The organism is Enterobacteriaceae endosymbiont of Donacia provostii (assembly GCF_012570145.1).
Classification (GTDB): Bacteria; Pseudomonadota; Gammaproteobacteria; order Enterobacterales; family Enterobacteriaceae.
The window spans coordinates 82,783-108,443 of the sequence record NZ_CP046206.1 but is presented as its reverse complement, the minus strand read 5'-3'; the positions used below and the strand labels follow the sequence as shown (position 1 = coordinate 108,443).

27 protein-coding genes and 1 tRNA gene are annotated in these 25,661 nt (G+C 19.2%); 10 read left to right on the top strand and 18 right to left on the bottom strand.

The window, feature by feature from the left end; genetic code table 11:
* Window positions 1-22: 22 nt before the first annotated feature.
* A complete protein-coding gene (gene hslV, locus GJT93_RS00575) occupies window positions 23-550 on the bottom strand; it encodes an ATP-dependent protease subunit HslV (protein WP_168821686.1) in 528 nt (175 codons plus the stop codon).
* A 232-nt stretch (window positions 551-782) separates the two neighbouring features.
* Here hslV and tsaB point away from each other — a divergent pair, with 232 nt between their 5' ends.
* On the top strand, window positions 783-1,466 hold the full coding sequence (gene tsaB / locus GJT93_RS00570; RefSeq protein WP_168821685.1) for a tRNA (adenosine(37)-N6)-threonylcarbamoyltransferase complex dimerization subunit type 1 TsaB: 684 nt from the start codon (window positions 783-785) through the stop codon (window positions 1,464-1,466).
* A gap of 13 nt (window positions 1,467-1,479) precedes the next feature.
* On the opposite strand, the gene minE is transcribed toward tsaB, so the two are convergent.
* Genes minE through minC form a run of 3 tightly spaced genes read right to left on the bottom strand, consistent with a single transcriptional unit; the run spans window position 1,480 to window position 3,381 of the window.
* Complete coding sequence (gene minE / locus GJT93_RS00565) at window positions 1,480-1,776, bottom strand: cell division topological specificity factor MinE (RefSeq protein WP_168821684.1); 297 nt, start codon at window positions 1,774-1,776, stop codon at window positions 1,480-1,482.
* 1 nt (window position 1,777) lies between these two features.
* Window positions 1,778-2,587: a septum site-determining protein MinD gene (gene minD, locus GJT93_RS00560; RefSeq protein ID WP_168821683.1), complete on the bottom strand. Its 810-nt coding sequence runs from the start codon at window positions 2,585-2,587 to the stop codon at window positions 1,778-1,780.
* A 29-nt stretch (window positions 2,588-2,616) separates the two neighbouring features.
* Window positions 2,617-3,381 carry a septum site-determining protein MinC gene (gene minC, locus GJT93_RS00555; protein WP_168821682.1) on the bottom strand — a complete coding sequence of 255 codons (765 nt, stop codon included), beginning with the start codon at window positions 3,379-3,381 and terminating at the stop codon, window positions 2,617-2,619.
* A gap of 184 nt (window positions 3,382-3,565) precedes the next feature.
* Here minC and rnt point away from each other — a divergent pair, with 184 nt between their 5' ends.
* Entirely contained in the window at window positions 3,566-4,195 is a 630-nt protein-coding gene (gene rnt, locus GJT93_RS00550) for a ribonuclease T (protein WP_168821681.1), read from the top strand.
* 34 nt (window positions 4,196-4,229) lie between these two features.
* Here the strand turns inward: rnt and grxD are convergent, their stop codons facing one another.
* On the bottom strand, window positions 4,230-4,541 hold the full coding sequence (gene grxD, locus GJT93_RS00545; protein WP_168821680.1) for a Grx4 family monothiol glutaredoxin: 312 nt from the start codon (window positions 4,539-4,541) through the stop codon (window positions 4,230-4,232).
* Window positions 4,542-4,662: 121 nt separating this feature from the next.
* Between grxD and GJT93_RS00540 the strand changes: the two genes are divergently transcribed.
* Entirely contained in the window at window positions 4,663-6,000 is a 1,338-nt protein-coding gene (locus GJT93_RS00540) for an MATE family efflux transporter (RefSeq protein WP_168821679.1), read from the top strand.
* Window positions 6,001-6,043: 43 nt separating this feature from the next.
* Window positions 6,044-6,115: transfer RNA gene (locus tag GJT93_RS00535), tRNA-Val, on the top strand.
* A 12-nt stretch (window positions 6,116-6,127) separates the two neighbouring features.
* Here the strand turns inward: GJT93_RS00535 and tyrS are convergent.
* The 10 genes from tyrS to prfA form a co-directional block, all read right to left on the bottom strand.
* A complete protein-coding gene (tyrS, locus tag GJT93_RS00530; RefSeq protein WP_168821678.1) occupies window positions 6,128-7,414 on the bottom strand; it encodes a tyrosine--tRNA ligase in 1,287 nt (428 codons plus the stop codon).
* A 24-nt stretch (window positions 7,415-7,438) separates the two neighbouring features.
* Window positions 7,439-8,050, bottom strand: a complete 612-nt coding sequence (locus tag GJT93_RS00525; RefSeq protein WP_168821677.1) for a riboflavin synthase — start codon at window positions 8,048-8,050, stop codon at window positions 7,439-7,441.
* Window positions 8,051-8,174: 124 nt separating this feature from the next.
* Window positions 8,175-10,622 carry a phenylalanine--tRNA ligase subunit beta gene (pheT, locus tag GJT93_RS00520; RefSeq protein WP_168821676.1) on the bottom strand — a complete coding sequence of 816 codons (2,448 nt, stop codon included), beginning with the start codon at window positions 10,620-10,622 and terminating at the stop codon, window positions 8,175-8,177.
* On the bottom strand, window positions 10,619-11,617 hold the full coding sequence (gene pheS / locus GJT93_RS00515) for a phenylalanine--tRNA ligase subunit alpha (RefSeq protein ID WP_168821675.1): 999 nt from the start codon (window positions 11,615-11,617) through the stop codon (window positions 10,619-10,621). The genes pheT and pheS overlap by 4 nt, the downstream gene beginning before the upstream one ends.
* A gap of 66 nt (window positions 11,618-11,683) precedes the next feature.
* Window positions 11,684-12,031: a 50S ribosomal protein L20 gene (gene rplT / locus GJT93_RS00510; RefSeq protein ID WP_168821674.1), complete on the bottom strand. Its 348-nt coding sequence runs from the start codon at window positions 12,029-12,031 to the stop codon at window positions 11,684-11,686.
* Window positions 12,032-12,068: 37 nt separating this feature from the next.
* Window positions 12,069-12,266 carry a 50S ribosomal protein L35 gene (gene rpmI, locus GJT93_RS00505; RefSeq protein WP_168821673.1) on the bottom strand — a complete coding sequence of 66 codons (198 nt, stop codon included), beginning with the start codon at window positions 12,264-12,266 and terminating at the stop codon, window positions 12,069-12,071.
* A 25-nt stretch (window positions 12,267-12,291) separates the two neighbouring features.
* Entirely contained in the window at window positions 12,292-12,831 is a 540-nt protein-coding gene (gene infC, locus GJT93_RS00500; protein WP_168821977.1) for a translation initiation factor IF-3, read from the bottom strand.
* Window positions 12,827-14,086 (bottom strand): threonine--tRNA ligase, encoded by a 1,260-nt coding sequence (gene thrS, locus GJT93_RS00495; protein WP_168821672.1) that lies wholly within the window; start codon window positions 14,084-14,086, stop codon window positions 12,827-12,829. Before thrS ends, infC begins: the two co-directional genes overlap by 5 nt.
* 90 nt (window positions 14,087-14,176) lie before the next feature.
* A complete protein-coding gene (gene prmC / locus GJT93_RS00490; RefSeq protein ID WP_168821671.1) occupies window positions 14,177-15,016 on the bottom strand; it encodes a peptide chain release factor N(5)-glutamine methyltransferase in 840 nt (279 codons plus the stop codon).
* A 17-nt stretch (window positions 15,017-15,033) separates the two neighbouring features.
* Window positions 15,034-16,101: a peptide chain release factor 1 gene (prfA, locus tag GJT93_RS00485; protein ID WP_168821670.1), complete on the bottom strand. Its 1,068-nt coding sequence runs from the start codon at window positions 16,099-16,101 to the stop codon at window positions 15,034-15,036.
* 192 nt (window positions 16,102-16,293) lie between these two features.
* On the opposite strand from prfA, the gene GJT93_RS00480 reads away from it, so the two are divergent.
* The 6 genes from GJT93_RS00480 (at window position 16,294) to gap (ending at window position 22,695) form a co-directional block, all read left to right on the top strand.
* The gene (locus GJT93_RS00480) at window positions 16,294-17,244 is read left to right on the top strand and encodes a ribose-phosphate pyrophosphokinase (RefSeq protein WP_168821669.1); all 951 of its coding nucleotides are present in this window, start codon (window positions 16,294-16,296) and stop codon (window positions 17,242-17,244) included.
* Between the two features lie 21 nt (window positions 17,245-17,265).
* Window positions 17,266-17,856 carry an aminoacyl-tRNA hydrolase gene (gene pth / locus GJT93_RS00475; RefSeq protein WP_168821668.1) on the top strand — a complete coding sequence of 197 codons (591 nt, stop codon included), beginning with the start codon at window positions 17,266-17,268 and terminating at the stop codon, window positions 17,854-17,856.
* Window positions 17,857-17,859: 3 nt separating this feature from the next.
* Window positions 17,860-18,876 carry a DUF933 domain-containing protein gene (locus GJT93_RS00470; RefSeq protein ID WP_168821667.1) on the top strand — a complete coding sequence of 339 codons (1,017 nt, stop codon included), beginning with the start codon at window positions 17,860-17,862 and terminating at the stop codon, window positions 18,874-18,876.
* A 130-nt stretch (window positions 18,877-19,006) separates the two neighbouring features.
* A complete protein-coding gene (gene xthA / locus GJT93_RS00465) occupies window positions 19,007-19,813 on the top strand; it encodes an exodeoxyribonuclease III (RefSeq protein ID WP_168821666.1) in 807 nt (268 codons plus the stop codon).
* A 30-nt stretch (window positions 19,814-19,843) separates the two neighbouring features.
* Window positions 19,844-21,640, top strand: coding sequence for a signal peptide peptidase SppA (gene sppA, locus GJT93_RS00460; protein WP_168821665.1), 1,797 nt, complete (start codon window positions 19,844-19,846; stop codon window positions 21,638-21,640).
* Window positions 21,641-21,696: 56 nt separating this feature from the next.
* The gene (gene gap, locus GJT93_RS00455; RefSeq protein ID WP_168821664.1) at window positions 21,697-22,695 is read left to right on the top strand and encodes a type I glyceraldehyde-3-phosphate dehydrogenase; all 999 of its coding nucleotides are present in this window, start codon (window positions 21,697-21,699) and stop codon (window positions 22,693-22,695) included.
* Window positions 22,696-22,760: 65 nt separating this feature from the next.
* On the opposite strand, the gene GJT93_RS00450 is transcribed toward gap, so the two are convergent.
* Genes GJT93_RS00450 through GJT93_RS00440 form a run of 3 tightly spaced genes read right to left on the bottom strand, consistent with a single transcriptional unit; the run spans window position 22,761 to window position 25,660 of the window.
* On the bottom strand, window positions 22,761-23,120 hold the full coding sequence (locus GJT93_RS00450) for an HIT domain-containing protein (RefSeq protein ID WP_168821663.1): 360 nt from the start codon (window positions 23,118-23,120) through the stop codon (window positions 22,761-22,763).
* A gap of 20 nt (window positions 23,121-23,140) precedes the next feature.
* Window positions 23,141-24,595 (bottom strand): PTS glucose transporter subunit IIBC, encoded by a 1,455-nt coding sequence (gene ptsG / locus GJT93_RS00445; protein ID WP_168821662.1) that lies wholly within the window; start codon window positions 24,593-24,595, stop codon window positions 23,141-23,143.
* Between the two features lie 54 nt (window positions 24,596-24,649).
* A complete protein-coding gene (locus tag GJT93_RS00440; protein WP_168821661.1) occupies window positions 24,650-25,660 on the bottom strand; it encodes a DNA polymerase III subunit delta' C-terminal domain-containing protein in 1,011 nt (336 codons plus the stop codon).
* Window position 25,661: the final 1 nt, after the last annotated feature.

The following is a 25,661-nucleotide window of genomic DNA, read 5'->3' as shown; positions in this document are numbered from 1 at the left end:
TAAGAGTTTTCCTCATGATTATTTATTTAGATGGTAATTCTTCAATAGTAAAATTATGATTAGTATATATACAGATATCTCCGGCTATTTTTAAAGATTTTTTTACTATTTCATATGCACTTAAATTTGTATTTTCAAATAAAGCACGAGCAGAAGCTTGTGCATATGGTCCCCCAGAACCAATAGTTACTATATTATTTTCAGGTTGTATAACATCACCACTACCTGTAATAATTAAAGAAGTAATTTTATCTGCTATTACTAATAATGCTTCTAATTTACGTAAAATACGATCTGTTCTCCAGTCTTTTGCTAATTCAACTGCAGATTTAATTAAATTTCCTTGATATATTTCTAACTTTTGTTCAAATAATTCAAAAAGAGTAAAAGCATCTGCAGTACCACCTGCAAAACCAGCAATTACTGTATCATTATATAACTTACGAATTTTTTTTACATTTCCTTTCATTATAATATGACCTAAGGTTGCTTGTCCATCACCACCAATAACTACATTATCATTTCTCCTTACACTAACTATTGTTGTCATGAGTTTATTCCTTATTATAATTATTATTTATTTTATGTAAAAAAATAATAATTATATTTTTAATATATCAATTTTTTAAAATATTAATTAATTAAATAAAAAAATTTAACATTCTATTTTACAGAAAAATATATTATAATTAAATAAGACTGGTTTTAAATTTTACTTAAACAGTAAAATTATAACATAATTTTTATTTTAAACAATAAATTTATATTTAATTAATATTAATATGCAAAATAATATTTTAATAATTGATACATCTACTGAATATTGTTTAATTTCATTAAAAATGAATAATATTATTTATAATAAAATTCAATATTCTCCTTGTTCTCATATAAAATATATAATAAAATTACTGAACAATCTTTTAAAAGAGAATAATATTACTCTATCTCAATTAAATTTATTAGGTTATAATTTAGGTCCAGGAAACTTTACTAGTTTAAGAATAGGTATAGCAGTCATAGAAAGTATTTCTTATATTTTTAATACTCCTAAGATAGGAGTATCACATTTAATGATTTTAGCTGAACAATCTTGGAAAATAACTAACATTAGAAATGTTATATCTATAATAAAATGTAATAAAAATTTATTATATTTTTCTATATATAAGAGAAATTATAAAGGTTTATGGATAGGAAAAAAAAGTGAATGTTTATTAAATTATAATGATTGTTTAAAAAAAATTATTTTATTACAAGGAAAATTTGCATTAATTTCTAACATAGATTCACATATTAAAAATAATATTCAAAAAAATTTAAATAAAAATTTACAAATTATTTTCCTAAAAAAGAAAATATCTTCTTCAGAAGATATTATTACTATTATAAGTAATTTTATTTTAAATAAAAAAAAAATAAAAAAATATTATAAAATAAACTATATAAAAAATTTATTTTATTAAAATAAATAATTTTTTATATTATTTTATTTACTATTTTTTTTTTAATATCTTTTTTTGTTTTAGGTAATTTTATATTTAGTTCTAGTGTTGATATATTTTTTTTTTTTTCATCCATTTCTATATTAATCATTTTTGAATTTATTTTTGTATATTTAGAAATTACTTTTAATATTTCTTTTTTTAATTTTGTTATATAACAAGGATATATATAACCTTTTTTTGATTCTTCAGATATAATAATCTGTAATCTTTTTTTAGCAATATTAGCAGTTTTTTTCTTTTTTGATAAAAAAAAATTAATAATATTCATATTATCTCCAAAATAAACGTTGCAAAAAATTCTTTTGTTTTTTTTTAATAAAACGTAAAGGAATTTTAGTTCCTAATAAACGTTTAACTGTATCATCATATGCTAAAGAAGCATTAGAATTTTCATGTAAAATAATACTTTTACCTTGATTTGATGCTCTTAATACTAAAGGATCTTCTGGAATAACACCTATTATTTTAATGCCTAAAATTTCAACAATATCATCAATACTTAACATATCTCCACAATCAACTCTAATAGGATTATAACGTGTAAGTAATAAATATTCTTTAATAGGTTCTTCTCCATTTTTTGCTCTTCTAGACTGTGATGAAATTATACCTAAAATTCTATCAGAATCTCTAATAGAAGAAATTTCAGGATTAGTGGTAATAATAGCTTCATCTGCAAAATATAACGCAGTTAATGCACCTGTTTCAATTCCAGCTGGGGAATCACATATTATAAAATCAAAATTCATAGTATTTAAATTTTTTAAAATAGTTTCTACTCCACTGTATGTAAGTGCATCTTTATTTTTTGTTTGAGAAGCAGGTAAAATATATAAATTTTTGTGTTTTTTATCTCTTATTAAAGCTTGATTTAAAGTAGCTTCTTTTTGTAAAACATTAATAAAATCATAAACAACTCTTCTTTCACAACCCATAATTAGATCTAAATTACGTAATCCAATATCAAAATCGATAACAGCAGTTTTTTTACCATGTTTAGCTAAACCAGTTGCTATAGCTGCACTAGAAGTAGTTTTCCCTACTCCACCTTTTCCAGAAGTTACAACAATTATACGCATTAAAAAATTCCTTAATAATAAATTTAATATTAATTACATGATTTTATTGTTACAGTTTTATTTTTTAAATATATTCTTGATGATTTTCCTAAAAATTTTTTAGGAATTTGATCCTGAAGTAAATATTCACCAGCAATAGATAATAATTCAGCAAATAATTGATTACAAAAAATTTGACAATTTTTATCTCCATTAGCTCCAGATAAAGCTTTACCCCTCATAAAACCATAAATATGAATATTACCATCAGCTATTAATTCAGCCCCTGTACTAACATTATTTATAACAATTAAATCACTATTATAAGCATATATTTGTTGTCCAGATCTAATCGGATTATAAATAATTTTACTTTTATTATAAAAAACATCCTTCTTAAGAGATAAAGATCCTTTTTCTTTTATTGTTTTAATAATAGATTTTGGTATTATATTATTATTTATTTTTTTTTCGTTAATATCAATATTTTGAATTTTTTTATTATCTTTATTATTAGTAAATAAAACAGGTATACCAGTATTATTTATAATTTTAATAGTATTTTTATTATTACATCCACTAACTCCTATAATATTAATTCCTGTTGAAATAATAGCATTATAAACTTTTTCCCAATTTATTTCATTTTTTATATAATAAATATTAACAATAACTGATATTTTTTTAAAAAATACAGGAGAATGCTGCATTTTTTTTTTAATTGCATTATATATAAGTTCTGGTTGATTTTTATATAAATAAATAACATAAAATGAAAAATTATTTTGTTTAAATTTAATTATTTTTGTAAACATTTATATCGCCTTTAATTAAACTAAAATTACTTTTAATGAAAATAATTTCATTAATTATATAAATATTTTTTTAATATATAAACATATATAAAAAATTTTATACTTGTAATTTTTTATATAAAAGTATAACTTAATAATTTACATAATATTATTATTTAATACATTTAATTATTTAAAAATTAAAATGAATAATTTATCAAAATTAAATTTATTATCTTTTAGATTTAGAGGATTTTATCCTGTTGTCATAGATATTGAAACTTCAGGATTTAATCCTAAATATAATGCTATATTAGAAATAAGTTTAATTACATTAAAAATGGATAATGGATGGTTAAAAAAAAATGAAACTTTACATTTTCATGTAATCCCCTTTAAAGGTTCTAGTATTTCTCAAGATGCTTTAGATTTTAATGGAATTAATATTTATACTCCTTTAAGAGGTGCTATTAGTGAGGTAGAAGTTTTAAAAATTATTTTTAAAAAAATTAAAAATGATTTAAAAATAAATAAATGTAAAAAAGCAGTAATAGTTGCACATAATGCTAGTTTTGATCATAGTTTTGTTATGGAATCTATTAAAAGAAATAAAATGGAAAAATATAACCCATTTCATTCTTTTGTAATATTTGATACAGCATCAATGTGTGGATTAATCTTAGGACAAACTGTACTTGCAAAATCATGTCATACTATTGGTATCACATTTGATAATAATCAAGCACATTCTGCTTTATATGATGCAGATCGCACTGCTAAATTATTTTGTGCATTAGTTAATAATTGGAAAATTAAAGGTGGATGGCCTCCATAAAAATAATATTATTATATTTTATATATAAAATAAACTATTTTTGAAAATTTAAAATTTTTTTTAATTTATTATTAATATGTAATGTATGTAATATATCACAACCTCCTATTAATTTTTTATTAACCCATAATTGGGGGAATGTAGGCCAATCAGCATATTTAGGTAAATAAATTCTGATATTTGAATCTTTTAAGACATCAATATAAGTGAACTTTACTTTATAAAGTAAAATAATTTTTACTGCTTTATTGGAAAAACCACATTGAGGATTTTGTGGAGTACCTTTCATATATAAAATAATGTGATTATCATTAATTTGTTTTTTGATTCTATCAAAAATTTGCATAAAATATCCGTTCTATTTATTAGAAATAATTTTAAATTTATATAATTATATATATAATAATAGTTTTATATTTTCAAAAAGTAAAATTAATTTAATTAATATTTAAAAAGAAAGGATATATGTGCATCAATATTTAATTGAAATAAAAAAATTATTTAATATTGCTATACCCATAATGCTAACACAATTAGCTTATCTTTTAATTAGTATTATTAATATGATTATATCAAGTTCTTTTAATAAGAACGATATGGCTGTAATATCAATAGGTATATCAATATGGTTACCTTTATTATTATTTTGTCATGGTATTTTTTTATCTTTAATACCTATTATCACAAAATTAAATGGTTTAAAAAAACAAAAAAAAATTATAGAATATATACAACAGTCATATTTATTATCAATAATTTTATCCTGTATAATGATATTAATTTTATATAAAATTAATTTTTTTGTATCTTTATTATTGAAAAATAAAATTTTAATTACAAAAATAGTAATTTTTTTAAAAATTATTATGTGGAGTATTCCTGGTTATTTATTATTACAAATATTACGTTGTATATGTATTTCATTTTCATTAATCATACCTGATATGATAATTAGTTGGATCGGGATAATACTATATATACCAATTAATTATATTTTTATTTATGGTTTTTATTATATACCTCCACTAGGTATATTAGGATGTGGATTATCTATAGTATTAATATATTGGTTATTAACAATAATAACTATGATATGGATGTATAGTTCAAAAAAATTTAATAATAAAAATTATTTTAGTTTATTTAATAAACCTAATATAAAAATTTTAAAAAAATTATTAAGGTTAGGTATTCCTATAGGATTATCTATTTTTATTGAAGTTACATTATTTACAGTTGTTTCTTTATTTATTTCTTCAATGGGTATTGAAAGTATTATTAGTCATCAAATAGCACAAAATTTTAGTTCTTTAATATTTATAATCCCATTATCTTTAAGTATATCTACAACCATATTAATGGGATCTTATTTAGGTTTAGGTTTTAAAGATAAAGCTAAAAGAATTAGTTGGATTTCACAAATTATAGGAATTATTGTATCTACTTTTACTGTATTAATAAGCCTTTTTTTAAAAAAAAAAATTGCTTCTTTATATAATCCCAATCAAAATATTATAAATTTATCATCTAAATTAATACTATTAGCATCAATTTATCAATTTTCAGATGCAATTCAAGTTATAGGATGTGGTATTTTAAAAGCTTATAAAGATACTAAATCTATTTTTATTATTACTTTTATATCTTATTGGTTAATAGGTTTACCTATTGGTTATATTTTATCAATGACAAATTTAATTTTACATTCTATAGGTCCAGAAGGATTTTGGATAGGATTTATTATTGGATTAACTATTGCAGCAATATTAATTATATTTCGTATTATTAAAATACAAAAAAATTGATTAAATACTATAAATATGTTTTAATATGTAAATATTATTTTATGCGTTCTTAACTCAGGGGTAGAGTATCACTATGACATGGTGAAGGTCAGAGGTTCAAATCCTCTAGAACGCATAAGAATTTTATTTATTTCCAATAAATTAAACAAAAATTTTTTTTACTTTTACGTAATAAAGTAAAATGATTAAATTTTTTATAATACTGGTTTAATATAAATGATGTTTTTGATATTTTTTCATTATTAATATATATAGAATTAGATTGAATTAATCTGTATGCTTGGGAATTAGAAGATGCAAATTTACTTAAAATTAATATTTTTTGTAAAGAAAATTCTTTATTATTATTTAAAATAATATTATTTATATTTTTTAATAATATTAAAAAATCATTTTCTGTTAAATTATTAAAATGTTTATAAAATAATATATTTGTTATTTTTTTAGATAAAAGTAAATGATATTCTCCATGTACTCTTTTTGTCATATATTCTGCAAGTAAATACTGAGGACTATAATTTTTTATATTATTTTTTTTATTCTTAAAATTATTAATAATATTTGTTTTTAAATTAGTGAACATAAATAAAAATTTATAAATTAATGAATCTGGAATATTTAACCAAAATTGAAAAAAATCATATGAACTAGTTTTATTTTTATCTAACCATATTGTTTTTTTTTCTGTTTTACCAAATTTTGTACCATCATTTTTAACAATTAAATTAGTTGTTATTCCAAAAACTTCTTTTTTATACATTTTTTTTATTAAATTAATTCCTGATATAATATTACCCCACTGATCAGAACCTCCTAATTGAAGGATAACATCAAAATTTTTATTTAAATAAGCAAAATCATAAGATTGTAATAAACTATAAGAAAATTCTGTAAAAGAAATTCCATCAGTAGAATTATTTAAAATTCTATTTTTAATAAAATCTTTATTCATCATATGATTAATATGGAAATATTTTCCTATTTTATTTAAAAAATACAAAATATTCATTTTATTAAACCAGATATTATTATTAATAATAATTGCACTATTTTTACCACAATTAAAATCTAAAAATTTTTTTATCTGTATACTAATTTTATGAAACCATATATTAATATTATCTATAGAATTTATTTTTCTTTTTTTTAATTTAAAACTAGGATCACCAATTAAACTTGTAGCACCACCTAATAAAATAATAGGTTTATGACCTAATTCCTGAAAATATTTTAATGTAAACAATTGTATTAAATGTCCTATATGTAAACTATCTGATGTTAAATCAAAACCACAGTACAAATTAATATATTTTTTATTTAAAATTGCAGATATTTTTTTTTTATCAGTAACTTGATATAAAATATTACGATTTTGTAATTCTTCTAAAATATTTATTCTATTTTTTTTTATCATTTATATTCCTAATATTTTAATATATTAAATATTTTTATTACATAATCTTTCAATAGTTTGAATTATATTTCTAGTATATATATCTGTTTCAAGATTGACATAATTATGAATTTTTTTTTTGGATAATGTAGTATTATTTAATGTTTCTGGTATTAAATTTACACTAAATTTATTTTTAGTTTTTTTATCTATTGTTAAACTTACACCATCTATACATATAGATCCCTTTATAGGAATAAATTTCATTTGTGATACATTATTAGGTTTAATCCAAAAAACTTTAGAAAAACTATAATTTTTTATTTTAGTTATTATAGCAATATCAGTAATATGTCCTAATACTATATGTCCACCAAAAAAATTATTAGCTTTTATCGGTTTTTCTAAATTAACATAATGACCAACTTTCAAAAATTTAAAAGTTGTATTATTCATAGTATATTTAATTACATTAAATAAAATAATATTTTCATATATATGAACAATAGTTAAACAACATCCATTATTTGAAATGGATTCTCCTTTTTTTAAATTTTTAATAAAATTTTTATCTGTTTGTATATATATACAATATATTTGTTTTTTAAAATTAATTTTTTTAATTTTACCTATTGATTGAACAATACCTGTAAACATTTTTTTCTTTATATAAATATAATATATATTTATTATATATAATAAAAAAAAAATTAAATAAACGAAACTAAATAATTTTTAATATAAAATTAAAAATTATTAATTTTATTAAATAAAATTAATATTATTTTCTTAAAATAATATGAAATTTATTTTGTAATTTTAAAAGACATTTATTTACAGTATTATTAATTTCTATATCATTTAATGTATGATATTTATCCTGTATAAATAAACTTAAAGTAATATTTTTATATTTTTTTGGTATATTATTACCTTGAAATATATCTATAATTCTTATTTTTATTAAACTTTCTATTTTTAATTTTTTTAATTCTAATAAAATAGAATCAAAGTTAATATTTTCTTTTATAAGAAAAGAAATATCTCTCCTATTAATAGGGTAATTAATTATTTTTTGTAGATGAAAACTATTATTAATCATAATACGATCACAAAATAATTCAAAAAAAAAAGTATTATAATTTATATTAAAATAACTAATTAATTTAGGATGTAACATTCCAATATATCCAATATATATATTATTAATATATATTGATGAATTTATATAAGGATGTAATATTGTATGTTTATCTTGTTGATAAAATTTTATGTTATTATTTTTATAAAAAATATTTAAAATATATTCTAAATTACCTTTAATATTATAAAAATCAATATGTTGATTTTTTTTATTCCAATAAAAATCTAATGAATTTATGTTAATTATTCCAGATAACATTAATTTTTGTGATATACCTATTTTATTTTGAGAATTTTTAAAAAAACATAAACCACATTCAAAAAAACGTAAATTTTGTTGTTGTCTTTTTTGATTATAAATAATATTATTAATTAATCCATATAGTAAAGAATTTCTCATTACAGATGTTTTAATTGTTAATGGATTTTTAATCTTTATACATTCTATATTAGGATAGAAAATAGATTGTATTTTAGGATTAACAAAACTGTAATTAATTACTTCATGATATCCTTGATAAATTAAAATATCTTTAAATTTTTTAATATTAATTTTTCTATATGTGGATATATAATTATTTTTTTGTATGATATTTTTTTTAATAAGCGATATGTTTACTTGATAAGGAATATTCTTATATCCATATATACGTATAATTTCTTCTATGATATCTTCTGTAATATTTATATCATATCTCCAACTAGGTATTTGAATAATACAATTATTTATTGTACTATTTAAAATAGTAAAACCTAGTAAATTTAAAATATTTAATATAATATTTTTTTTTATATAAAAACCTAAAATTTTATATATATATTTGAATGATATATTAATTATTTTTCTTGAATAATTAATATTATTAATATTAATAGTATAAATACTGCTATTTTTTCCACTAAATATTTTTTGTAATAAATTAATACTTCTTATAAGTACTTTTTTTTGTATGAATGGGTCTAAAGAATTTTTATGAAAATTATAAATATCACTAATATAACAATTATTTTTTAATAAAAGATTAATATACTTAGGATTTAAAAATAAACATTCTATTAAAATATTTTTAGTTTTTAATTTTATAGAAAAATCTTTGTTTTGTATTATTCCTGGTATAGATATTATTTTGCTATTATTTATAATCATTAATAATTTATTTTTTTCTAAAAAACTATTTTTTTTATTTTTTAAATTAAAAAAAGAATATTTATTTTTTTGATATTTTTTTATATAAATATTACCTTGAATTTTATCAAGATCATAAAATTGAATAGGATATCCTAATTCTAAAATTATATAATTACGAATATTTAATAATGGATTACTAGATATAAACTTAATTCCTGCATGATATAATCTTTCTTTGATAAAGAAAGGAATTTGTTTAGTTAAATCAATATCTTTAATAATACAATAATTATATTCATATAATATATTTTTTATATTTTTTTCAAAATAAATATTTAATTTATATTTTTCTGAATTTTGAATTAAATTATCTTTATATTTTATATAAAATTTATTTTTATTTATAACAGATAAATCTCTTGTCAAACCTAAAATACTTAAACAATCAATTCTGTTTGTAGGAATATTTATATGTAAAAGATTATCATATAGATTTACAAAATTATTATTATTCTTATATTGATTGAGAAAAATATTATTATTAATAATAATATTATATTTTGTATATAAACTAATTATTTTAGGAGTACATAAAAAACCTTCAGATTTTTTTAAAAAAAAATATTTGGGTATTTTTATATATTTTTTATATAAAAAAGAATTTTTAGTAGCTAAAATAATTTTCATTTTTTTATAAAAATAATTTATATTAGAAAATATTTTTAACAATTGTCCATCATTAGTTAAAATTTTAAATTGATAAATTCTAGAATTTTTTTTATATAAATTAAAATTAATAATTTTACCTTCAATCAAATTCTTCATATTACTTTTATAAGTAATAGATTCAATTTTTTCTATTTCAAATCCTAACATTGTTATTTTTTTTGATAAAGAGTTAATATCTTTATTATAAGATAACCATTCTCGTAACCATAATTCACTAAATTTGATCATAAAAATTTATTAAATCTAAATTGTTTAAGAAAACGTATATCATTTTCATAAAAAAGACGGATATCATCTATATTATAACGTAACATAGCTAATCTTTCTATACCTAATCCAAATGCAAATCCACAATATTTATTGTGATTAATTCCAATATTTTTTAAAACATAAGAACTTACTATACCTGCTCCTAAAATTTCTATCCATTTTTTTTTATTATTAAATATATCTATTTCCAAAGAAGGTTCTGTAAAGGGAAAATAAGAAGGTCTAAAACGTATTTTATATTTTTTTCCAAAGAAAAAATTTAAAAATAAAATTAATATGCTTTTTAAATCAATAAAAGTAACATTTTTATCAATAAATAATCCCTCTACCTGATGAAACATTGGGGTATGACTACTGTCATAATCATGACGATATACTTTTCCTGAAGTTAATATTTTTATAGGTGGTTTATTATGTTTCATAATTCTAATTTGTACATTAGAAGTTTGAGTACGTAATAAAACATTTTTATCTAACCAAAATGTATCTTGTTCTGTTCTTGTTGGATGATATTTTGAAATATTTAATGCGTCAAAATTATGATAAACATCTTCTATTTCTGGTCCTGTAATTATTTTAAAACCAATATTTTGAAAAAATTTTTCTATTTCATAAATTATACTCGTAATAGGATGTTCTGTACCGGGTGGAATATATTTTCCTGGTAATGAAACATCAATACTTTGATTTAAAAATTTATTATTGTTATATTGTTCTATTTCTATTTCTTTTTTACGTTTTATTATTATATTTTTTATTTCTTCTTTTTGTTTATTATAAATAAAACTTTTATTAATTCTTTCTTTTTTAGAAAAATTTTTAATTAACATAAATTTCTTAGTAATATAACCTTTTTTACCTAAATACTTAACTCTTAATATATTTAAATCTTTAAGATTTTTTACTTTAGAAATTTCTTTTTTTACTATTATAACTATATCATTAAATACCATTATATTCTCATTAATATATTTTATGTAAAATATAAAAATACTAAAATTTTATAAAAATTAATTATATTAATTACAAGAATGATTAATTAATTTATTAAAAATTAAATTTTCTGATATTGCAATATTAGCTAACATTTTTCTATTTATATTTATGTTATTTTTTTTTAATTTATATATTAAATAACTATAAGAAATATTTTTTTGACGTGCTGCTGCATTAATTTGCATAATCCATAATTGACGAAATTTTCTTTTTTTTTGTTTTCTGTCTCTATAAGCATATTGTCCTGATTTAATTACTGCTTGAAATGCAGATCTGTAAGATCTAGATCTTGCTCCATAATATCCTTTTGCTTTTTTTAAAATTTTTTTATGTCTTTTTTTAGCAGTAACTCCTCGCTTAATTCTAACCATATATGTTCCTATAATAATTATTTGTTATATATTTATTTTATAGATAAGGTAAACAAATCTTTAAAGATTTTGAATCTCCTTTAAAAACAATTTTTTTCTTTCTTAAAGATCTTTTAAGTTTTTTATTTTTTTTAGTTAATAAATGTCTTAAATTAGCCTTTTTATGTTTAAAAAAACCATTACTTGTTTTTTTAAAACGTTTAGCAACACTACGTACTGTTTTAATTTTATTCATGTATAAACCATAATTTTCTTCATTACTATTTTTTGGGTATTAAAAACATTATAATTTGTCTACCTTCAATTTTTGAAGGAAATGATTCTACCATAGCTAAATTTTCTACATCATTTTTTATACGTTTAAGCATAGAAAAACCTAATTTTGTATGCATCATTTCTCTACCTCTAAATCTTAATGTAATTTTTACTTTGTCTCCGTTTTTTATAAAACGAATTATATTACGTAACTTAACATGATAATCACCTATATCTGTACCTGGACGAAATTTAATTTCTTTCAAATGTATTATTTTTTGTTTTTTTTTTTGTTCTTTAGAAGCTTTATTTTTTGTGTACAAAAATTTACCATAATCCATTATACGGCATACAGGAGGTGTAGAATGAGGACTAATTTCTACTAAATCAAATCCAGTATTTACAGCTCTTTTTAAAGCTTCTTTAAGATTAATTATTCCTATTTGTTCTCCATTTAATCCTATTAGTCTTACAATTTTACTTCTAATATTTTTATTAATTTTATTAGGTCGTAATAATTGTACTATTTTTTTTCCAACTTTAATACTTTACCCCCTTTTGATAAAAAAAATGATTATTTTTTTTATTAATTTTTTTAATAATATCATGAATTTTCATAAATCCCAAATCTTTACCAAAACAATCTCTTACTGAGATAAGATTATTTTTTACTTCTTTATCTCCACATATTCCAATATATGGAATATGTTTTATTGTATATTTTCTAATTTTAAAAGAAATTTGTTTATTTTGAATATCATATTTAACACGAATATTATTTTTTTTTATTATTTTAAATATTTTTAAAACATATTTTATATGTTTTTCACTAATATTTAGTATAATTATTTGTATAGGAACTAACCAAATAGGTAAATATCCTGAAAATTCTTCTATGATTATTCCTATAAATCTTTCTAAAGAACCTAATATAGCTCTATGTATCATTATAGGAGTACTTCGTTTATTTTCTTTATTAATATAAAATAATTTTAAACATTTAGGTAATGTTAAATCTAATTGTATTGTACCACATTGCCATTCTCTATTTAAACAATCAAAAAAAGAAAATTCAATTTTAGGACCATAAAAAGCACCTTCTCCTTTTTGATATACAAAGGGAATATTCATGTTTTTTAAAATATATGATAAATGATTTTCTGTTTGATCCCAAAGTTTATCTTCTCCAATTTTATATAATGGTCTAGTAGATAGTTTTACAAAAAATTTTTTAAAACCAAAAACATGATAAATATCATACATCATATTAATACAATTTTTAATTTCTGTAATTACTTGATTTTTTGTACAAAAAATATGAGCATCGTCTTGGGTAAAATTTCTTAATCTCATTAAACCATGTAAAGAACCAGATGACTCATTTCTATGACAAATACCAAATTCAGCAAGTCTTACTGGTAAATCTTTATATGATTTTAATTTTTGTTTAAAAATTTGAATATGAGCAGGACAATTCATAGGTTTTATACAATAAATTCTATTTTCTGAAGAAGTTGTAAAAATTGCTTTTTTATAAATTTCCCAATGCCCTGTTTTTTTCCAAATAGAAATATCAGTTATTATAGGAGTTTTTACTTCTAAATAATTATATTGATTTAATTTTAAACGTAAAAATTTTATTAATTTTTTAAAAATAATATAACCATCATTATGCCAAAAAACCATTCCTGGGGATTCATTTTGAAAATGATATAAATCTAATTTTTTACCTATAATTCTATGATCTATTTTTAATAATTTTTTTTTTTCTATTTTTTTAAAATTATCATTGTATTCCATTTTATACTTTTATAAAAATAAAAATTATGATGTAATAATATCAAAATTTTTTTGTTAAATATATTAAAAAAATTATAAGAAAATATAATTTTAAAAATATTTTTGACCACATATTGCTCTATTATATCCTTGTATATCAGAATATTGTTTAATATTTTTAAAATTTTGATTTTCTAATTTTTTTTTAATTATAAATCCTTGTGTATAACTATGTTCTAAAATTAACCAACCATAATTATTTAAATACTTTAAAGAATGAGAAATAACATAATTTATATCATATAATCCGTTTTTACTAGAAACTAGAGATTTTATAGGTTCAAATTTTAATTGTTTTTTTAAAAAAAAATATTCTTTATAACTTATATATGGAGGATTACTTATAATTATATCAAATTTTTTATTCTCTAAGTTAGAGAACCAATTACTTTTTAGAAATTTAATATTTTTAATATTTAATTTTTTAGCATTATTTTTTGCAATATTAATAATTTGATTAGAAAAATCCACAGCAGTAATATCTAAAATCTTATGTTCATAAGCAATTGCTAATGCAATTGCTCCACTACCAGTTCCTAAATCTAATATTTTATGAATATTATTATTTAATTTTTGTAAAACAATATCTACTAAAATTTCTGTTTCTTTACGAGGTATTAAAACATAAGGTGATACATAAATTTTTAACGACCAAAATTCACAAAAACCTAATATATAAGCTATAGGTTTCCCTTTAATTCTTTGTAATAATAAATTTTGTAATATTTGAAATTTATAATTATCTATCTTTTTTTCACTAAAACTATAAATCCATACTTTAGATTTATTTAAAACAAAAGATAGTAACAATACTGCTTCTAATTGATAACTTAATATTTTATTTTTCTTTAAAAAATTACAAGCATATTTTAAAAATTGATTAATAGTCATAAATAATGTTATATAATTTATAATTTATTACTTTTTTTGTAAATAATAGGTTTTATCAAAAGATCTAAATTTCCATCCATGATTTCATTTAATTTATAAATAGTTAAATTGATACGATGATCAGTAACTCTTTTTTGAATAAAATTATATGTTCTATTTCTATCTGAACGTTCTCCAGTACCTAATAATATTTTTTTTTTAAATGCATTTTCTTTATTTTTTTTTTCTATTTCCATAGAATTTATTCTAGCTGCTAATACAGATAATGCTTTTGCTTTATTTTTATGTTGCGATCTTTCATCTTGACATTCAACAACTATTTTTGTTGGAATATGAGTAATACGTATAGCAGAATCTGTAGTATTAACATGTTGTCCCCCAGCACCTGAAGATCTAAATGTATCAATTTTTAAATCTTGAATATTAATTTCAGGCATTTCTATTTTAGATAATTCAGGCATAACAGCAACAGTACAAGTAGAAGTATGAACTCTCCCTTGTGATTCTGTTTCTGGTACTCTCTGTACTCTATGTCCTCCAGATTCAAATTTTAATTTTCCATATACTCCTATTCCACTAATTTTAAGAATAATTTCTTTAAATCCATTACCATATTCATTATAATTAATATGTATTATTTCTATTTTCCATTTTTTAGATTCAGCATATCTAATATACATTCTAGAAATATTTTTTACAAATATTGATGCTTCATTTCCTCCAGAACCAGATTTAATTTCTACAAAACAGTTACGATTATCTTTTTTATTTTTAGGTAAAAGTAATTTGTATAATATTTTTTCCAATTTTTTTTGTTTAATATGAATATTTTGTATATCTTCTAAAACCATTGAATGTATATCTTTATCTTTTTCTTTGAGTAAAGATTTTGTATTTATTAAATCTAATTTTAATTTATTCCATTCTATAAATGGTTTTATAATATTAGATAATTTTGAATATTCAGTAGATAAATTACGTAAAGAATCGTGATTATTATATGTTTTATAATCACTTAATTTATTAGTTAAATAATTATATCTTTTATATAAAAGATTAAGTTTTTTGATCATATAAGAATTCATAAATTGTACTTTATTATTAAAGAAATATTTGATTAAGTAATTTTTTTATAAAAAATATTATTATTTTATGTATAAATATATATATAATATATATTTTATAATATTTTAATTAATTTATAAAATGTAATTTTAAATTAATAATGAAAATATTATTATATAATAATATTTTAAATTCTAAAATAAAGGTTATTTGTGACTAAGATGAAATTATTTACTGGAAATGCTATTCCAGATTTAGCTATTAAAATTGCTCAACATTTATATATTAATTTAGGAAATATATTTGTAGGTAAATTTAGTGATGGAGAAATATCTGTTAAAATAAATGAAAATATAAGAGGTCATGATATTTTTATTATTCAATCAACATGTAATCCTACTAACGATAATTTAATAGAATTAATTATTATGATAGATGCTTTTAAAAGAGCTTCTGCAGGAAGAATTACAGCTGTTATTCCCTATTTTGGATATGCAAGACAAGACAGAAGAATTCGTTCTGCAAGAGTTCCTATTACTGCAAAAGTAATAGCTGATTTTTTATCAAGAGTAGGTGTTAATAGAATTTTAACTGTAGATTTACATGCTGAACAAATTCAAGGTTTTTTTAATGTTCCTGTAGATAATGTTTTCGCTAGTTCTATATTTTTAGCAGATATTTCAAAAAAAATATATAATAATCCAATAATAATTTCTCCTGATATTGGAGGTGTAATTCGTGCTAGATCTATTGCAAAACAATTATTTAACGGTACTGATATGGCTATTATAGATAAAAGAAGATCTCATAATAATAATACAATAGAAGTCATGAATATTATTGGTGATGTAAATAAAAGAGATTGTATTTTAATAGATGATATTATCGATACAGCTAGTACATTATGTCAAGCTGCAAAAGCATTAAAAAATAATGGAGCTACAAGAGTTTTTGCTTATGTTACTCATCCTATTTTTTCTGGAGATGCTATTAAAAATATTTCTAATTCTGTTATAGATGAAATTATTGTATGTGATAGTATACCTTTAAATAAAAAGATTAAAAAAATTAATAAAATTAGAGTATTAACGTTATCATACATGTTATCTGAAGCAATTAGAAGAATTAGTAATGAAGAATCTATTTCTATAATGTTTAAATAAAATAAATAGGATGATAAGCATTTGAATAATATAAAAATTATTGTAGGTTTAGGAAATAATATAGATAAAAAATTTTTTGGTACTCGTCACAATGTAGGTTCTGATTATGTTATTAATTTAGCTAAAAAATTTAATAAAAAATTTAAAAAAATTAAGAAGTTTCATGGATATATTAGTAATATAACTTTTTATAATCATAAAATAATTTTATTTTTACCAGATTCTTTTATTAATAATTCAGGAAAATCAATATTTACTATTGTTAATTTTTATAAAATTAATTTATCAAATATTTTAATTATTCATGATGATATAGATTTTTTACCAGGTATTATACGATTTAAATATGGAGGTAGTAGTGGAGGACATAACGGTATTAATGATATTATTAAAACATTTAATAGTACATTATTTTATAGATTACGTATAGGTGTAGGTCATCCAAAAAATAAAATGTTAATGAATAATTTTGTATTAAGTTATCCTACAGAAATAGAAAAAAAAAATATTGATTTTGCTATTAAATATAGTATTAAAGCTTTATTTATATTTGTTAAAAAAAATTATAATCAAGCAGTAACATTTTTACATACTAAAAAAATTATAGGATAAATAATGGGATTAAAATGTGGTATAATAGGTTTACCTAATGTTGGTAAATCTACATTGTTTAATGTATTAACTAATTCTAATGTCGATGCATTAAATTATCCTTTTTGTACAATTAAACCAAATATAAGTATAGTAACTGTTCCTGATGATAGATTATTTTATTTATCTAAATTAACTAAATCTAAAAAAACTGTTCAATCTACAATAACTTTTGTAGATATTGCTGGTTTAATTAAGGGAGCATCTAAAGGAGAAGGATTAGGTAATCAATTTTTAAATAATATATCAGAAGTTGATGCTATAATTCATGTATTACGTTGTTTTAAGGATAAAAAAATATTAAATTTATCATTTAATCCAGTTAAAGATGTTGAAATTATAAATAATGAACTGATTCAATTTGATATAAAAATAATTTATAAATTAAAAAATCATATATATAAAAAAAATAAAAATAATAAATTTGAATCCTTATTAAATGTTTGCTTGTGTCATTTAAAAAATGGAAAATTATTAAATTTATTAAAATTTAATATAGAAGAAATTAATTTTTTAAAAAAATTAAAATTGCTTACAATTAAGCCAATACTTATTATTATTAATACAGATAAAAATAATATTTTTTTAAATGAAATCTTTCTTCTTAAGAAACATTATTTAACATTAAAAATGTGTATTAAAAATCTTGATAAAACACAAAACTTATTATCTTTTAATAAAAATCTAAAAAAAATTATTGTTTTAAGTTTTAAATTATTAAATTTACATACTTTTTATACTGTAGGTATAAAAGAAACAAAATCTTGGAGTATTTTAAAAGGAACTACTGCTTTAAAAGCTTCAAAAAAAATTCATAGTGATATTTATAAAGGATTTATTAGAGCACAAGTTATTCATTATAATGATTTTATTTTTTATAAAAATGCAACAAAAGCAAAATTATCTGGTAAAATGAATATAGAAGGTAAAAATTATATTATTCAAGATGGTGATGTAATAAATTTTCTTTTTAAAGTATAAAATATAATTGAAATATATATATAAATTATAGAGTTATTACATATTTTAGAATATAGATTTAAAATTATGTATTTAATAATGTTTTTTATTATTTAAACCATAAAATATACTTAATATTTTTAAAATTTCTATGAAAATTTTTTCTTTTAATATTAACGGTATAAGAGCACATTTACATCAATTAAAAATACTTATACAAGAATATAAGCCTGATATAATTGGTTTACAAGAAATAAAAGTAAATAATCAAAAATTTCCTAAAGAAAAAATATTAAAATTAGGATATAATTCTTATGTATGTGGACAGAATCAATATTCTGGAGTAGCAATTTTAAGTAAAGAAAAAATTTTAAATATTCAAAAAAAATTTATAAAAAATTATAATAATCAAAAAAGATTAATAATGGTTGATTTAGATAGTTCTATTGGTAATATAAAAATTATTAATTGTTATTTCCCCCAAGGGGGTAATAGATTTAATTATATTAAATTCAATTATAAAATTAATTTTTTAAAAAAATTATATTATTTTATAAAAAATAAATTAAATCCTAATCATCATATTATAGTAATGGGAGATATTAATATTAGTATTACTAATTTAGATATTGGGATAGGAGAGAAAAATCGTAAAATATGGTTAAAACAAGGAATATGTTCTTTTTTGCCAGAGGAAAGGTTCTATATTCATAAATTACTTAATTGGGGTCTATTTGATATTTGGAGATTAATGAATCCTTCTACAAGTAATAAATTTTCTTGGTTTGATTATAGATCGAATAATTTTTTTCTAAATAAAGGATTAAGAATTGATAATATTTTAATTACTAAATCTTTAATAAGATATTATCTTAATTCAGATATTGAATATAATATTCGTAATTTAATTAAACCTTCAGATCATGCTCCTATTTGGGTAAATTTAAAAATTATTTAATAAATTTTCTTAAAAAAAATTAGGTGACAAATGATTAAATTATTTAATTTAGTAAAATCTTTTTTTTATTACCTATGGTCATTAATTAATTTTACTAGAATATTAATAATAAATATAATTTTTATATTATTAATGTCTTTATTGTGTTATTACATATATAATATTCATCATCAACATAATATTAACAATAAAATTTTAAAAAAAAAAAATCAAGTTTTAGAAATTAATTTTAATGAAAAATTAACTGGTGATTGTTTTTACCAAACAAATAAAAAATTAGAATTATTTAATAAAATCATAAAAAAAGATAATAATTCTATATTAAATATAGTTCAAGCAATAAATTATGCCAAACAAGATAAAAATATTAGTGGAATTATATTAAAATTACATAATGTAAATATTCATGATTTAACTATATTACGTTATATAGGTAAGTATTTAAATGATTTTAAAGCAACAGGTAAAAAAATATATGCATTTTCCGATGCATACGATCAAGATCAATATTATTTAGCTAGTTTTGCTAATAAAATTTTTTTATCACCATATGGTTATGTTAAGTTACGTGGTTTAAGTTTTAAACAATTTTTTATAAAAGATTTTTTACAAAAACTTAAAATAAATACTGATGTATTTAGAATAGGAGATTACAAATCTGCAGTAGAACCTATAACACAAAATCATATGTCTAATAATAATAAAATAATTTTAAATCAGTTAATTAATAAAATCTGGTATGATTATTTAACAACTATATCTTTAAATCGAAATTTAACTTTTCAAAAAATTTTTCCTACAAATCAAGATTTTTTAATTTCTCTTAAAAAATCTAATGGAGACTTAGCATTATTCGCCTTAGAAAATAAATTAATAGATCAAATTTCTAATAATAATGAATTTGAAAAAGAAATGATAAAAATTTTTGGTTTTAATGAAAATCAAAAAACATATAATAAAATTGATATTAATAACTACATTAAATCTAATGTAGATAAAAATAAAAAAATTAAAAATCATAGAAATAATATTTCTGTTATTACAATAGATGGAATGATGATATATGGTAAAAATAATAGTGATATTATTACTAAAGCAATACATAAAGTGTATACAGACCCTAATATTAAAGGTTTAATATTAAGAATTAATAGTCCTGGAGGGGATATACAAGCTGCACAATCTATTTATGATGAATTAATTTTATTAAAAAAAGTTCATAAACCTATAGTTGTTATAATGGGTAAAATAGCAGCATCAGGAGCATATTGGATTGCTACTGCAGCAGACTTTATAATTGCTGATTCTTCTAGTATAACTGGTTCTATTGGAATATTTAGTATAATTTATAATATTAGTGATTTATTAAATAAATTAGGTATTCAAAAAGATGGTGTTAGTATATCTGATAGATTTGATATACCTATAAGTAATAAATTATCTATAATTGAAAAAAAAATAATAGAATTAAACATCCAAAATGGATATAACAAATTTATTAATATAGTTTCTAAAGGTAGAAATATTTCTATTAATAATATAAAAAAAATAGCTAATGGTATGGTTTTTCTTGGTAAAGATGCTTTAAAATATGGTTTAATTGATGATTTAGGAGATTTTGATTATGCAAAATTAAAAATCTCTGAATTAACAAAAATTAAAACTATTCAACTACAATGGGAAAATGTAAATATTTTCAACATATCGAGTATTTTTTTTAAAATAAATAGTTATATTATATCTAATATTATTAATAATTTATTTATTTTCAATAATAAAAATTTTTTTAATTTTCAAAAAATATATGCTTTATTTTTAAATAAATAAAAATTAATAATGTAATTATTATATATTTTTTTAAATTATAATATTAGGAGATTTTAATGTCTATTAGAATTGCTATTAATGGATTTGGTAGAATAGGACGTATTTTTTTTCGAGCTGCTCAAAAAAATACTAAAGTTAAAATTGTAGCTATTAATGATTTATTAGAAATAAAGTATATTGCATATATGATTAAATATGATTCTACTCATGGGTTATTTAATAAAAAGATTAATATTAATCATAACAATTTAATTATAAATAATAATATTATACATATTTTTTCTGAATCAGATCCTAGTAAATTAAAATGGAAAGATTTAAATATTGATGTTGTTGTTGAATCTACCGGTATTTTTTTAACAAAAAAATTAGCAGAAAAACATATTGTTGCTGGAGCTAAAAAAGTAATTATCACTGCACCTCCTAAAGATAATAGTATACCCATGTATGTAAATGGAGTAAATTTTAAAAATTATAATGGTGAAAATATTATTTCTAATGCTTCATGTACAACTAATTGTTTAGCCCCATTAGCAAAAATTATTAATGATAATTATATTATTGAAAATGGTTTAATGACTACTGTACATGCGGTAACTTCAACTCAAAAAACTGTTGATAGTTCATCTATGAGGGATTGGCGAGGAGGAAGAGGAGCATATCAAAATATTATTCCTTCAAGTACTGGGGCAGCTAAAGCAGTAGGAATTGTTTTACCAGAATTATATAATAAATTAACTGGTATATCACTAAGAGTTCCTGTACCAAATGTTTCTGTAGTTGATTTTACTGTTAAAATCATAAAAAAAACTACATTATTAGATATTTATAAAGTTATTAAATTTGCATCTCATAATAATATGAAAAATATTATTGGTTATACAAAAGAAAATGTTGTATCAAGTGATTTTAATGGATCAATTTTAACTTCTATTTTTGATTTCAATGCAAGTATTGCTATAAGTAATAATTTTTTTAAATTAATTTCTTGGTATGATAATGAAACAGGATATTCTAATAAAATATTAGATTTAATATTACATATTTTTAATTAAAAATAAAATTTTGCTATGTTATTTAATAATTTTAAATACATAGCAAATAATTTTAATTTTAAAATTTAAAAAAAAATTTTTGTACCTTGTCTCCCACCTAATAAATGCATATGTAAATAAAATACTGTTTGACATCCATGATTATTGCAATTAATAACAATTCTATATCCATTTTTATCAATATATTTTTTTTTAGCTAATTTAGAAGCTACTAGTAACATTCTACCTAAAATTAATTCATGATTTTTATTAATATCATTAAGTGTACTTATAAAAGTATTTGGTATAATTAAAATATGTATAGGACTGAGAGGTTTTATATCATTAAAAGCTGTAACTAATTCATCTTTATAAATAATAATGTTATTGTTTATTTTATTAGATAAAATTTTTTTAAATATATTTTTTTTATTATTTAAAATCATATATTTTACCTTTTTAATATTTATTTATCGTTAATATTTTTAATAAAATTATCCATTTCTGTTTTTAAATTATCAGATTTAGTTCCAAATACAGCTTGTACTCCATTACCAGAAATAATAACAGCTGAAGCTCCTAATAATTTTAATTCTTTTGTATTTACTTTATTTATATCTAATACACTTATACGTAATCTAGTAATACAAGCATCTAAATTAGTAATATTATTTTTTCCCCCAAAAGCAATTACTAATTTTTTACCATATTGAGAAAAATTATATTTTTTATCATATATATTATTTTCTATTTCCTCACGTCCTGGTGTTTTTAAATTTAATTTTATAATTAATTTTTTAAATATAAAATAATATATTAAAGTATAAATAATACCTACTATAGGAAATAACCATATTTTTGAACCATTACCACTTAAAATAATAAAATCAATTAATCCATGAGAAAAACTAGTTCCATTTCTCATACCTAATGCAATACAAATTGGAAAAGATAATCCAGATAAAATAATATGAATTATATATAATAATGGAGCTACATACATAAAAGAAAATTCTATAGGTTCAGTGATTCCTGTGAGGAAAGATGTTAATGCAGCTGATAACATTAAACTCCCAATTTGTTTTCTTTTTTTTTTATTCGATGTATGCCACATTGCTATAGCTGCTCCTGGTAATCCATACATTTTAAATAAAAATCCTCCTGCTAATTTTCCTGCAGAAGGATCTCCTGCGATATATCTAGCAATATCACCATGATATATTTGTTTTGTAACATTAACAAATGAACCTATTTCCATTTGAAATGGAACATTCCAAATATGATGTAATCCAAAAGGTAATAATATTCTTTCTATAATTCCATATATACCAAATGCAAATATTGGATTTTGATAAATAGCCCAATATGAAAATAATTGTATAATTTTTTGAATAGGAATCCATATTAGAGATAATAATAAACCAATAAAAATAGATGTTATTCCTGAAATAATAGGTACAAAACGTTTACCAGAAAAAAAACCAAGATATTCTACTAATTGAATATTATTAAAACAATTAAACATATAAGCTGCAATAGAACCAGAAATAATACCTCCTATAATACCAGTATCTGTTAAATGTTTTTGCATTATCATTTCTTGTGTAACATTATTACCTAGTAATACAGGTATTATTGTTTCTACAGTTTTTGTTAAAATACCATAAGAAACAACGGAAGCTAGAGCAGATACACCATCATTTTTAGTAAAACCTAGTGATACACCAATAGCAAATATTAATGGTATATTTAGAAAAACAGAACTACCAGTTTTTTCCATAATATTTGAAATAATATGAGGTAAAAAATGAAAATGGGCTGATCCAATACCTAATAATATACCAGCTATTGGTAAAACAGATACTGGTAACATTAAAGATTTACCTATTTTTTGCATATGAGCAAATGTATTATTAAACATATCATATCCTATTTTTTATATTTTAAAATTTTTAAATCTTAATTCTTTTAATTATTAAGATTGATATATTTCTTCTAAAGATAATAATAAGTTAATTATTACTAATTTATGATTTATTTTATTAATTTTTATTAAAATTTTTTTATAAAAAAATATTTTTTTTATCATTAATATAATTTTTTTTAAAAAAATTATATTAAATAATTCATAAATAATAGATATTTGATCTAAATTATAAAAAAATTTGAAATCTATTTTCAAATGCAATTTAATTACATCTAATAAAATAAAATAGATCCAATCTAAGTAAAATAAAATATTATTATTATCTAATATAGATAACAAATTCATAATATTTTTTTTAAATGAAGATAATAAAATATTATAAAAAATACTTCTATTTTTCCATATATTATTATTTAATAATTGTAATGCATTAATGGGTATATAATTACATATACGTAATGCACTTTGTATAGATTTTATCTTTAAAATTTTATAATTTTTAAAATTTTCTTTTAACCATAAAAGACCAATTTTTTCATTTGGTGAATTAATATTCCAAAATTGGCACCTACTATATATAGTAGGTAGTATTTCATCTTTATTATTACACTGTAAAAAAAAAAAAGTATTTTTAGGAGGTTCTTCTAAAGTTTTAAGAAGAACATTCTTAGAAAATAAATTTAATTGTTTAAAATTTGCAAACCATATAATTTTACTAACATCTTTATAAGATGTTTGATAAATTTTATCTATTAAATTTCTAATATAATCTACATTAGTAAAATTTTCTTTTGTATTATTTTTAATAATATACAAATCAGGATGTATATTTTTTTGTAATAAAATACAATTAGTACATATAGAACAACTATATATTTTTTGTTTATTAATACAAAAAATCCATTTAGTTAATGCATAAATTAATGAAGATATACCTAAATCATTCAAAGCACAAAAAATATAAGCCTTATAATTTTTCTTTTTTTTAAATTGATTAATAATTTTATAATAATAATCATCTAACCATGGAAACCATGGTGATATAGGTTGTTTTTTCATA